This is a genomic window from Flavobacteriales bacterium, assembly GCA_013214975.1.
Taxonomy (GTDB): Bacteria; Bacteroidota; Bacteroidia; order DT-38; family DT-38; genus DT-38.
This window is the reverse complement of sequence record JABSPR010000077.1, coordinates 1-11,621: the sequence shown is the minus strand read 5'-3', so window position 1 is coordinate 11,621 and position 11,621 is coordinate 1. Positions and strand designations below refer to the sequence as shown.

8 protein-coding genes and 1 tRNA gene are annotated in these 11,621 nt (G+C 36.1%); 4 read left to right on the top strand and 5 right to left on the bottom strand.

The genetic code is table 11. The features are described from left to right. On the bottom strand, positions 1–853 hold an 853-nt coding region (locus HRT72_03550), incomplete at its 3' end, for a Re/Si-specific NAD(P)(+) transhydrogenase subunit alpha (protein NQY66781.1). A 444-nt stretch (positions 854–1,297) separates the two neighbouring features. On the opposite strand from HRT72_03550, the gene HRT72_03545 reads away from it, so the two are divergent. The 3 genes from HRT72_03545 to HRT72_03535 are packed head-to-tail and all read left to right on the top strand — an operon-like array spanning position 1,298 to position 7,951. After that, on the top strand, positions 1,298–4,438 hold the full coding sequence (locus tag HRT72_03545) for a UvrD-helicase domain-containing protein (protein ID NQY66780.1): 3,141 nt from the start codon (positions 1,298–1,300) through the stop codon (positions 4,436–4,438). A gap of 11 nt (positions 4,439–4,449) precedes the next feature. After that, the gene (locus HRT72_03540) at positions 4,450–7,248 is read left to right on the top strand and encodes a PD-(D/E)XK nuclease family protein (protein NQY66779.1); all 2,799 of its coding nucleotides are present in this window, start codon (positions 4,450–4,452) and stop codon (positions 7,246–7,248) included. 16 nt (positions 7,249–7,264) lie between these two features. Next, complete coding sequence (locus HRT72_03535; GenBank protein NQY66778.1) at positions 7,265–7,951, top strand: OmpA family protein; 687 nt, start codon at positions 7,265–7,267, stop codon at positions 7,949–7,951. Here HRT72_03535 and HRT72_03530 read toward each other — a convergent pair whose 3' ends face one another. The 4 genes from HRT72_03530 to HRT72_03515 all read right to left on the bottom strand — a co-directional run bounded on the left by HRT72_03530 (position 7,952) and on the right by HRT72_03515 (position 10,343). Then, the gene (locus HRT72_03530; protein NQY66777.1) at positions 7,952–8,293 is read right to left on the bottom strand and encodes a hypothetical protein; all 342 of its coding nucleotides are present in this window, start codon (positions 8,291–8,293) and stop codon (positions 7,952–7,954) included. Positions 8,294–8,345: 52 nt separating this feature from the next. Continuing rightward, positions 8,346–8,894, bottom strand: a complete 549-nt coding sequence (locus tag HRT72_03525; protein ID NQY66776.1) for a hypothetical protein — start codon at positions 8,892–8,894, stop codon at positions 8,346–8,348. 1 nt (position 8,895) lies between these two features. Next, complete coding sequence (locus HRT72_03520) at positions 8,896–10,095, bottom strand: hypothetical protein (protein NQY66775.1); 1,200 nt, start codon at positions 10,093–10,095, stop codon at positions 8,896–8,898. 175 nt (positions 10,096–10,270) lie between these two features. Continuing rightward, positions 10,271–10,343: transfer RNA gene (locus HRT72_03515), tRNA-Pro, on the bottom strand. A 167-nt stretch (positions 10,344–10,510) separates the two neighbouring features. On the opposite strand from HRT72_03515, the gene trxB reads away from it, so the two are divergent. Continuing rightward, complete coding sequence (trxB, locus tag HRT72_03510) at positions 10,511–11,464, top strand: thioredoxin-disulfide reductase (GenBank protein ID NQY66774.1); 954 nt, start codon at positions 10,511–10,513, stop codon at positions 11,462–11,464. Positions 11,465–11,621: the final 157 nt, after the last annotated feature.

The window sequence follows — 11,621 nt, the reverse complement described above, 5'->3', positions numbered from 1 at the left end:
CAATAATTACAGAACCTGGCTTCATTGCTGCAACATGATAATCCATCCATAACTTAGGAGCGGCTCTTCCTGGAATCTGCGCGGTAGTAATAACAATATCGCACTCTTTGGCTTGCTCTGTGAACAACTCCATCTCGGCTGCAATAAACTCAGGGCTCATTACTTTAGAATAACCGGAGGCGGTAGCACCATCTTCTTCAATTTCTACTTGCAAAAACTCAGCACCCATAGATTCAATTTGCTCCGCTACTTCCGCTCTAGTATCAAAAGCTCTAACAATTGCTCCTAGAGAATTCGCAGCGCCAATTGCAGCTAAACCTGCTACACCAGCACCAATAACTAATATTTTTGCTGGATCTACTTTACCCGCTGCAGTTATTTGACCATTAAGAAATCTACCAAAATGATTGGCTCCTTCAATAACTGATCGATAACCCGCGATGTTTGCCATAGAAGATAAAACATCCATTTTTTGCGCTCTAGAGATTCTAGGAATAGAATCCATTGCAATAGCGTTTACTTTTTTATCCGCAAGTTTCTGAAGTAAGTCAGAGTTTTGAGCAGGCCATAAATAACTCAACATAACTAAGCCTTCTTTCATCATATCTACTTCTTCAAAACTTGGTTCTTTTACTTTAAGAACGATATCTGAATTACCATAAATATCAGCAGCCGATGGAACAATGTTCGCCCCTGCTTCTTCAAACTGTGCGTCGGAATAATTTGCCCTTACACCGGCGTCTTTTTGAATATAGACTTCAAAGCCTTGCTTGATTAATCGCTTGACCGTCTTTGGAGTAGCCGCTACCTTTAGTTCTTTAAGGGAGATCTCCGCTGGAATACCAACTTTCATACTCATTAATTTTTAGTTATGTACTTGTTTAGGCACTAGAAATGCAAAGACGAATGTATAAATAAATTACTTGATTTCAGAACTACGCTGACTGCTTTATTACTGAATCTCATGACGTTGTTAACAAAGCAACAGATACAGATACTGCATAACTATTCTTTAGAATACGGATATACTAGATGCAATGAACTCACAAAAACACAGCGCCATAAAACACTGTAATAACGCAGGATACATCAATATCCATGACTATTTTAATCCTTTAAAAACAACGTTAAAAGAAACGGCGAGGCAATGATAAGAGTCCTTATTTAAAACTGAAGTACAGCACGTCTAAGCCTTAATAGCCACTACCCTATCGTGTTAAAATCTTATTAACAATTGTTCATCATTATTAAATAGAATATTCTAGTATCTCATATTATTGAAATACCTTCCCATTCTATGAATTTTACCGTTTATAAATCTTCTGCCGGTTCCGGTAAAACCTATACGCTGGTTAAAGAATACATTAAACTTGCATTATCAGGCAAGGATGAAGATTCTTATAGAGGAATACTCGCAATTACCTTTACGAATAAGGCTGCTAAAGAAATGCGAGAGCGAATTATTCAAGCCCTCGACCAACTTTCGTCAGATACTCCCCCCGGCGGAACTTCAAAAATCCTTCTAGGTGATTTAACGGAAGAGATGAATTTACAGGAAGATGCCATCAAACTTAGGTGCGGATTAATCCATCAATCAATCCTACACAACTATTCTTATTTTGCAATAAGCACTATCGACAAGTTCGTTCACAAAATTGTTAAAACGTTTGCGAGAGATTTACAGATCTCTTCTGAGTTTGAGGTAGAACTGGAATATGAGGTGATGCTTAAAAAAGCAATTGATCAACTCATTTCTCAAGTTGGCCGAGATCAACAATTAACCAAACTTCTTGTAAACTTTACAATTAAAAAGACGGAGGAAGAAAAAGGATGGAACATTGAAAATGATTTATATAAGTTCTTTGAGAACTTAATGAACGAAGAGGGCCACGAAAACTTTAGTTCTATGAAATCCATAAACATGAAAGACTTCATGGATATTCGAGACACTCTATTTTCAAGGATAAAAGCCTTTGAAGAACCTTTGCGGAAAATTGGCGAAGAGGCCATTGACTTAATTGATAACGAAGGTATCGAGGCCGCTTCTTTTTTTAAAGGTGCAAACGGCTTAAATAAATACTTCAACTATTTAAAGATCCTCAAAAAGGATAGCCTCTACCCTACCAATAGTGTCCATGGAGGAATGGAGGAAGACAAATGGACTTCAGCAAAAGCGGATGAAGATCAAAAAGTAAGAATCGAAAGCATCAAACCCGAGCTATCAAGGTTATATGGAGAAGCGATAGAATTACTTGAGAAGTATCCCGAATACATATTCCTCAATCTTTTAAGCCGAAATATCTATTCGCTTGCAGTATTAAACGAGACAGAAAAACTTCTTGAAAATTTAAAAAAAGAGAACGACTTCATCTTCATATCTGATTTTAATAAGAAGATTAATCACATTGTACAAAACGAACCCGCGCCTTTCATTTATGAACGAATGGGCGAGAAATACAGAAACTTCTTAATCGATGAATTCCAAGATACGTCGATCATGCAATGGCAGAACCTCCTACCATTAGTAGAAAATTCCTTATCGAACGGTAATTTCAATATGATTGTTGGAGATGGCAAGCAATCTATTTACCGTTTTAGAGGTGGTGATGTAGAGCAATTTGTTCGCCTACCAGAGATGTATCCCGCGCCAACAAGTCAAATTCAAAAAATCAGAGAGCAGGCATTAAAATCGAATAACAAAGAAGAAGTACTCGCCAATAACTATCGGTCAAAAAAAGAAGTAATAGACTTTAATAACTGGTTTTTCCGACAACTATCAGGCTCATTAGACGAAGCAAACGCGAAGATTTACAACAAGTTAGAACAAAGCTACCCTAAAGAAAATAAAGACGGAATGGTTCAATTGGAAGTCTTAGACGAGACTTCAAAAGAAGAACACAAGTCAAATACAGAAGACCGGATAACAACTTTAATTAGTGAAGCTTTAGAAGACGGCTATCAATGGAAAGACATTGCAATATTGTGTCGCAAAAATGGAGATGGTTCAGAAATTGCAAAACATTTGTTATCGCTTAAAATCGACGTCATCTCATCCGAAAGCCTTCTACTAAGCAATTCTAAAGAAGTCGCATTCCTCTCAAACATGCTCTCTCTCTTAGTTTATCCACAATATGATATTGCTCAAGTTAAAACTCTCCAATACCTAAAAGGCGAAAATATTATTGACGATGAAGTACACCTACTAATCGACCGTTTTAAAAGAAACAGATCAAAGAACAGTTTTTTTGAGTATCTAAAATTCATAGGATTCGAAACAGATATCAATCGAATTATTGCTATGCCTTTGTATGACACTGTAGAAGAATTGATTCGAATATTTGATATCAATAAATACATTGACCCCTATCTAACTTGCTTCTTAGATACGGTGCATGCGTATGCAACCTCTTACAACAATGTTATTCCTGAATTCATCGAATGGTGGAACGGAAAAAAACATAAAACTTCAATAGTAATTCCTGAAGGCTTAAATGCAGTAAGGATCCTTACTATTCATAAATCTAAAGGCCTAGAATACCCTGTTGTAATATTCCCATATGCGAATTGGTCTATTAAAAAAACACGTGATCAACTTTGGGTTGATGTAAAAGAATTCGAATTAGATAAATTATCCGTGGCACTTGTTCCTGCTACAAAAGACCTCTCGCTCACAAAATTCAATGACCAATTTACCGAGGAAGAGGAAAAGAGTAAATTGGATACGATCAATGTATTATATGTAGCTCTTACAAGGGCAAGAGACAGGCTATATATTCTTACATCCGAACATGCCAAAAAGAATGTCTCCAAGCTGTTTCTTCCTTTTATTCAGAATAGTGAGTATTGGACTGAAGGGGATCAATCTTTTATTCAAGGTGAAAGAACTGTGATTGAAGCATCGAAAGATGAAACAATACCGGCTTCCGAACTCGAAAAGTTAATTTCAAAAAGCTGGCACGGCAGAATAGCTGTTAGATTACATGCAAACGAAATGTGGGACGTTGAGAATCCTGTTGAGAATGAAGATTACGGAAACCTAATCCACAAAGCCTTATCATTTATTCATACAAAAGAAGACATCCTTCCTGCAGTGGATCAAATGCTTCAAGAAGGTTTTATTGAAACGAGTGAAATTGAAGTTCTCCGATTCAAACTAGAACAATTAATTACAAACCCAGAAATATCCCCTTACTTTTCAAAAACGAGCGTGGTTAAAAATGAACAAGAAATTTTGCTTCCCGACGGCAAGTCATTTCGTCCTGATAGAGTTGTGATAGATAACAACATAGCCACCGTGGTTGATTATAAAACAGGTAAAGAATCTGAAGAGCACTTAGAACAAGTGCAACAATATGCTCGCTTACTCACAGGCATGGGGTACTCGACAGTTAAGTGTGTTCTTATATATACAGAAACAGAAAAAGCCGTGATTGCTTAATTAATATACCAATGGAACGTTTTTTAGAAAAGCTTGCAAAACATTTATTCGAGAAGTATCCCGATCAATTGGATGAATTATGTATCGTATTACCCAATAGAAGATCAAGTCTCTTTTTAAAACAATACCTCGCTAAGCAAATCGACAACTCAATTTGGTCACCTCAAATTTATTCTGTCGAAGACTTTATAACAGATCTATCCGAATTGAAAATTATTGACCCCATCGCTCTTCAATTTGATTTTTACGAAGTCTACAAAAAGAGTGGTCTTCCAGATATTCAGTCGTTCGATGATTTTAGCAAATGGTCAATTAGCCTTCTTGGTGACTTCGACGAAATCGATCAATACTTAGTAAACACCTCTACTCTGTTTTCAAACCTTGCGGATATTAAAGAAATTGAAAGCTGGAGTTTATCAGAAGACCAACTCACAGAGATGCAACAGAAATACATTGGTTTCTGGAATTCCATAGGCACATTATATACCGCTCTTAATAAAGACTTAGAAAAAAGAAACTTCTGTTATAAAGGCAAAGCTTACCGAAATGTAGCTAAAAACATTCTTCCTCTTATGGAAAAGAAAGCATGGAAAAAGATTGTGTTTGCTGGCTTTAACGCGCTATCCATTGCAGAAGAAAAAATAATCGAAGTTCTTTTAAAAGAAGAAAAAGCCGAAATATTGTGGGATACTGACTCCTATTACCTCGACAACAAAAAACAAGAAGCTGGATCATTTTTGCGAAAGCACCGAAGACAATTCGGAGTCAACAACTTTAATTGGCAAGAGAATCTTCTTTCAACGGATAGTAAAAACATTGAAGTAATAGGTGTTGCAAGGAGTATTGGTCAGGCTAAATATGCGGGGCAGATTCTTTCTACTATATCTCCCGACTTAGTAACGGACACTGCGATTGTGTTAGCCGACGAACAATTGCTACTTCCCGTTCTTCAATCTTTACCAGACGAGGTTAGTGATATTAATATCACGATGGGTTACCCCATGATTAACACACCAATCTATGGTTTGATTGAAGCTATATTTAATCTGCACGTTAACACAAAACAACAAGATGATCAACCGGTAAAATTCTACTACAAAGACGTTCTCTCTGTAATTAATCATCCTTATTTCGCATCTTATTTATTAACTGGCCAGAACAAACTCGCGGAGGAAATAAACAAGAGCAATAAAGCCTTTATCACAATAGACTTGAAGTCAGAGGTATTCTCTGGATTTAGTCCAAATCAACTAAAAATAATAGTAGCGATCTTGGTACCTTGGGATGATTCCCCAACAAAGGCGATAACTGGTTTATTAATCCTAATTGATCAACTAAAAAAAGGATTTATCGGACAAAATGAAGGTAATAAGAACCTCAACCTAGAATACCTGTTTGCCTTTGCAAAAGCTTTTAAACGAGTTAAAACACTAATTGGAACATACGATTCTATTGGTTCGGTTAAATCTCTAAGTATTATTTTCAGGCAATTGGTAAAACAACAAACCCTTCCCTTTTACGGTGAACCACTAAAAGGACTGCAAATAATGGGAATGTTGGAAACACGGACCTTGGATTTCGAAAACGTTATTCTGTTATCGGCAAATGAAGATGTATTGCCCAAAAGCAAGAGCCAAAGCTCTGTTATCCCATTCGACTTAAGAAAGAGCTTTGGTCTGCCTACATTTAGTGAGAAAGATGCAATTTTTGCTTACCACTACTATCGTTTAATACAACGCGCCAAGAATGTTTACATTCTGTATAACACAGAGTCGGATTTTATGGGAAGCGGTGAACCTAGTCGTTTCATCAAGCAAATGGTTCATGAATTACCTAAAGTAAATCCAAATATTAATATTAAAGAAACTCTATTAAACATACCTCCAAAGCCTTACAAATCAACGGAAATCACGGTTAAGAAAACAGATGCGATAAATTTAGATCTTGATCGTATACTTGAAAAAGGGCTTTCTGCATCTTCTCTTAACACGTATCTCAGTTGCCCATTAAACTTTTACTACAAATACATCGTGGGATTAAAAGAGCCCGAAGCTGTGGAAGAAACAATTGAAGCGAAAAGCATGGGGACATTTGTGCACGATGCATTAAATGAGCTCTACAAACCCCTTATTGGAAAAGTAATCACCGAGACTGCATTGCAAGACATTAAGCAAAAAGCAAACAACACGCTAGAAAAGTATTTCTTGGAAGAGTTTACCAAACAAGAACTATTCTTTGGAAAAAACTTCTTGGTTCTAAAAGTTGCCATTAGATTCTTACACAATTTTATCGATTTAGAGATCAACACACTAAAGAAAAAAAGCAACAACCAAACTCGAATTATATCCCTGGAAGATGAATTCAAAACATCCATTCCTACTTCCATTGATGGTGTATCTAAAACAATAAACCTAAAAGGAAGAATAGACCGAATAGATGATTTTAACGGTACAACTCGCGTAATTGACTTTAAGACCGGCAACACATCTCGCACCGAATTAAGAGCCAAAACAATGAATGATGTATTTACCAATTCATCCAAAGCCAAATGCGTTCAGCTCCTCTTTTATGCTCTATTGTACAAAGCTAGCGAGGCTAATCATCGTGAATTATCCGGACAGATAGTATCTCTTGGCAAGATTAGTAGCGGCCATATGGATGTTCAAATCGCAAAAGAGAAAATCATATCTGATGATCTTCTAGAAGAATTCACCACCAGTATTAAAAGCGTTGTGGCAGAGATGTATAACAAAGACATTAGCTTTCAACATGCCCCAGAATCAAAGTACTGCCAGTTTTGTGGTCTTTAATTTTTATCTTTCAACCATGAAAACAACTCAAGTATTACTAGGTCTTCTTATTGGATTGCAAATTCATGCGATCGCACAAGACATGGAGGCAACAGAATCTACAGCGTTACTAAATGTTATTGTTACGAGTGATGATGGTGTATCACATGCAAACCAGAATATTACTTTCTCCGGATTAAAAACTGAAAAGGATTACAGTGGCACAACAGATCCAAAAGGCTTATTTAGTATCCTGATCCCTGAAGGAGATAACTACCAAGTAAGATACGAGTATTTTGGAACAGAGCTTGACTACACAACAATAGGAATACCGGATACCGCTGGTATTATCACATTTGATTTCAACATTATTCTAGAATCTCCAAAAGTTATTACACTTGATAATGTATTTTTTGATATTGGAAAGAGCACACTCCAGTCTACTTCTTTTGAGGCTTTAGATAACCTAGTTACGGCACTTGTTTCTAAGCCTGAAATGGAAATAGAAATAGCAGGACATACCGACAACGTTGGTGATGAAGCAGCTAACCTTAAATTATCACAATCGCGTGCTGAATCCGTGCGAACCTATTTACTAACTAAACAAATTGATGGCGCTCGTGTGGTTGCTAAGGGATATGGTCCTTCTATGCCTATTGCTGATAACGCTACCAGCAAGGGCAGAACAAAAAACAGAAGAACCGAGGTAAAGATTATTAAATAATTATCTCACCGGCGTTAACTTCACAACTTTTTGTGTTGTGAACGATTCTGTAATAATCTTGGTTGGTAAATACCCCTCTTTAAAGAAATACAACGTGATCTCTGGACAACCTAAATAGCCAGATGACATTTGTGATATTCTAAAAGTCCCCTTACGGCTAGATATTCCAATGCGTTTATTCTTATTATCTAAATCTGTATTATCATTTACCAACCGAATAACAACCCCAGAAACAGCCTTTCCTGTAGATTCATCCAGTATACCTCCATCTACCATCTGCATACAATTACAAGATGTTAATAGTGCTACAAGCACTACCGAAAGCCAAGAAAAAATTCTCATACTATTTAAATTTGATTGCGGTAAAATTAATGTTTAAGATGGACATTGAAAATCAAGCCCCTTCTTCTCTAAATACGGTACTTACTTGCTGAAATACAATCTTAAGACGAAACAACTTTTCATCTACAACAAGGCTCTTCACCCGCTCCAGAGATATTGAGGAAATTTTGGCGGTAGTTATACCCTTCTCAAAATCCTCTACCAAATTCAATATAATTTCTTCCGGCGCAGAAACAGAGAGAGAGTATGTATTTAGAAGCGCATGATAATATCCTATATCTGTATTTCTCACAAATCTATGATCGACATCTAGGTATGCTGTCATCAACGTATCAACCTCCATTTTAAGTCCTACTATCTTTGTGTTTGCATATTTAAAATCATCAATAATTTGTTTCTCCTTTATTACTAGGACCTTTTCCAAAGAATCAATAGCCCCACTAACATTGGGTATATTAATCATTTCCCTTACTAGTTCTTTACAATGTATCCTCTTATCAATCGTATGAACTACTGCAAAAGAATAAATCAAATAAGACACAAATAATACTATCACGGAAAGCAATATTAATCGTTCTGTATATGTGATTTTATTCGACATACTAACTCAATTTTATCATTAGAATAAAATCTTTCACTTTTGAATCGTCAAATTCATCTCCTAACAAATCCACTTTTAATACTCCTTCAAGATTCCCAAGTTCTTTCATCCACCTTTTTAATTCCAGAATATTGTTCTGCCGTCCTACAATTCTAATTATTTGGTGATTATATATAATTGGTTGATCTACTCGTTCAGTCTCTTCCCTTGGGAAAATCTTAAGTAAAGTTATGGCGATATTTTGAGGTTTGGTTTGAAGAATAACTTTCGTAAATATTATCGGATCCCTATCCAATTCGATACTTTCCGAAAGGAGATGAAGCCCTTTTACCTTTTCCTTTCGACTTATCAAATCATCAATTGCATTCTGCTTTTCAAACAGTTTACTAGAAATATCCTTCCCCTGTTCTAAATAATGCATACTAGCGTATCCGTTAAACATTATTACAGCACCAAAAACAAGGAGAGATCCAATCGAGAGTAATTTATATACCTGTTTACGTTTATAGTCTTGATAATTTCGTGTTATACTTTTGAAATCTAGCCTAACAATATTATCTCCTAAAAAATCGAAAGCAGTAGCATAGGCAATAGCTAATTTGTTTATTAATTGCTTACCGTGAATGGTAACATGGTCGTCATTACCTTTTTCTACTGAATTAAATTCTTTTATTAAATTGTTCTCAAAGGATAATTGATATTGAGAAGCTGCCAACTCATCTCCGCCTTTATTTACATGACTATTAATATTGGCTAATGCAAAAGGGCCCAAGGATAAATGAACAATGGAGATGTTATTTTTCTCGAAAATGCCAAGAAACCCATTCACCCATTTTTTCTTAATAATAGATACGAATAAGCTATTATTCGATCCTGATACTTTTTGCACTAAATAATCACTCAAGACGGCCTCCGGTAGAATAACCTTTAACATCTCTTCATCAGACTGAACTTCGTCTGCATGAAACTTCCTAGCTGTTACACCAAAACCTGTTATAACGAGTGATACTGGCACATTTAGATTATTCAAATTACGAATTGAACCCATTTCATAAAGCGAATATTCAGACCTTATTACGGTGTACTTATTTTTATTCTTTTCTAAATACACAAGATGAATAAGGGAACTATTTGCATCCCTCATCTGAAGCTCAATTCCTATTGCGCTGGTACCATAAAAAAAATCATTTAAAGAAAACACAGTTAAATCGTTATACTTTTATTTAATAAATATCAATAATAAAACACTGAAGTCCAAGCTTCAACACCTGAATCTTTTAACGAATAACTATATAGGTAATGTTACCTAATAATTTAATATCCACGGATGTATAAGCAATTTGGGTAACCGAAATTGTTACCACTCGATTTCTTTGTCGGAGAGACAAGACTTGAACTTGCGACCCCGCGCCCCCCAGACGCGTACTCTACCAGCTGAGCTACTCCCCGATACATATGTAAAGTTAACATTACATATTAAATGCGATCGTCAACTATTTATCCATCAACATAAAAAATTGTGAACGCAATGTTTATATCATTTGATTGGTTAAATGCAAAATCAAAAAAAAGCTAATTACTTTTACTTCTTTATTACAATAAGCACAGAAACAAACATGAGTAACGAAATTGAACACCACAGATGCCTTATTATAGGATCTGGTCCTGCAGGATACACCGCTGCTATTTACGCTGCTAGAGCAGATATGAGTCCTGTACTTTATCAAGGCATGCAACCAGGTGGGCAACTTACAGAAACTACAGAAGTAGATAACTTTCCTGGTTACCCGAAAGGAATTGATGGACCACAAATGATGGTAGACCTTCAAGAACAATGTGAACGTTTTGGAACCGATGTTAGAACAGGGTTTGTGACGGAAATAGATTTTAGTGGTCCAATTCACAAAGTAACTATTGAAGGTGGAAAAGAACTAACTGCCAATTCAATTATTATATCTACTGGTGCATCTGCTAAATGGCTTGGTTTAGAGTCTGAGATAAGATTGCGAGATATTGGCGGCGGCGTTTCTGCATGTGCAGTATGTGACGGGTTTTTCTACCGTGGACAAGATGTTGCTTTGGTTGGTGCTGGAGACTCTGCTTGTGAAGAAGCTTCCTACTTGGCTAAGCTATGTAACAAAGTAACCATGATTGTTAGAAAAGATGAATTTAGAGCTTCCAAAGCAATGCAACATAGAGTAGAAAATACAGCGAACATTGAAGTTCTATATAATACGCAAACCAAAGAAGTATTAGGCGACCAAGGAGTTGATGGAGTTATAGTGATTAATAACAAAACGCAAGAAGAAACGACTATTCCTATTACAGGTTTCTTTGTTGCAATTGGACATAATCCAAACACTGCAATTTTCAAAGACTGGTTAAACCTAGACGATCAAGGATACATCATAGTTAAAGGTGACGGATCTACAAGAACCAATGTAGATGGTGTGTTTGTAGCAGGAGATGCCGCTGATCATGTTTATCGCCAAGCTATAACTGCTGCCGGTACAGGATGTATGGCTGCCTTAGATGCAGAAAGATACCTTGCTGCTAAAGGATTGCATTAATGCAATTTTTTAATTAATGGTTCGTTTTAGAATGAAAACATTAATTATGCGATTGCTTTTATTGGTTGGGATTATTCTAACACTTTCTTTTTCTTGTAAGAAATCACCTAAGTCACCAGTATCTTGTGATTTTAGTAATTCAGCAAATGATTTTTTT

Coding starts and splice junctions, on each gene's coding strand:
- HRT72_03545 (NQY66780.1), top strand. CDS start 1,298: ATGAATTTTACCGTTTATAAATCTTCTGCCGGTTCCGGTAAAACCTAT.
- HRT72_03540 (NQY66779.1), top strand. CDS start 4,450: ATGGAACGTTTTTTAGAAAAGCTTGCAAAACATTTATTCGAGAAGTAT.
- HRT72_03535 (NQY66778.1), top strand. CDS start 7,265: ATGAAAACAACTCAAGTATTACTAGGTCTTCTTATTGGATTGCAAATT.
- HRT72_03530 (NQY66777.1), bottom strand. CDS start 8,293: ATGAGAATTTTTTCTTGGCTTTCGGTAGTGCTTGTAGCACTATTAACA.
- HRT72_03525 (NQY66776.1), bottom strand. CDS start 8,894: ATGTCGAATAAAATCACATATACAGAACGATTAATATTGCTTTCCGTG.
- trxB (NQY66774.1), top strand. CDS start 10,511: ATGAGTAACGAAATTGAACACCACAGATGCCTTATTATAGGATCTGGT.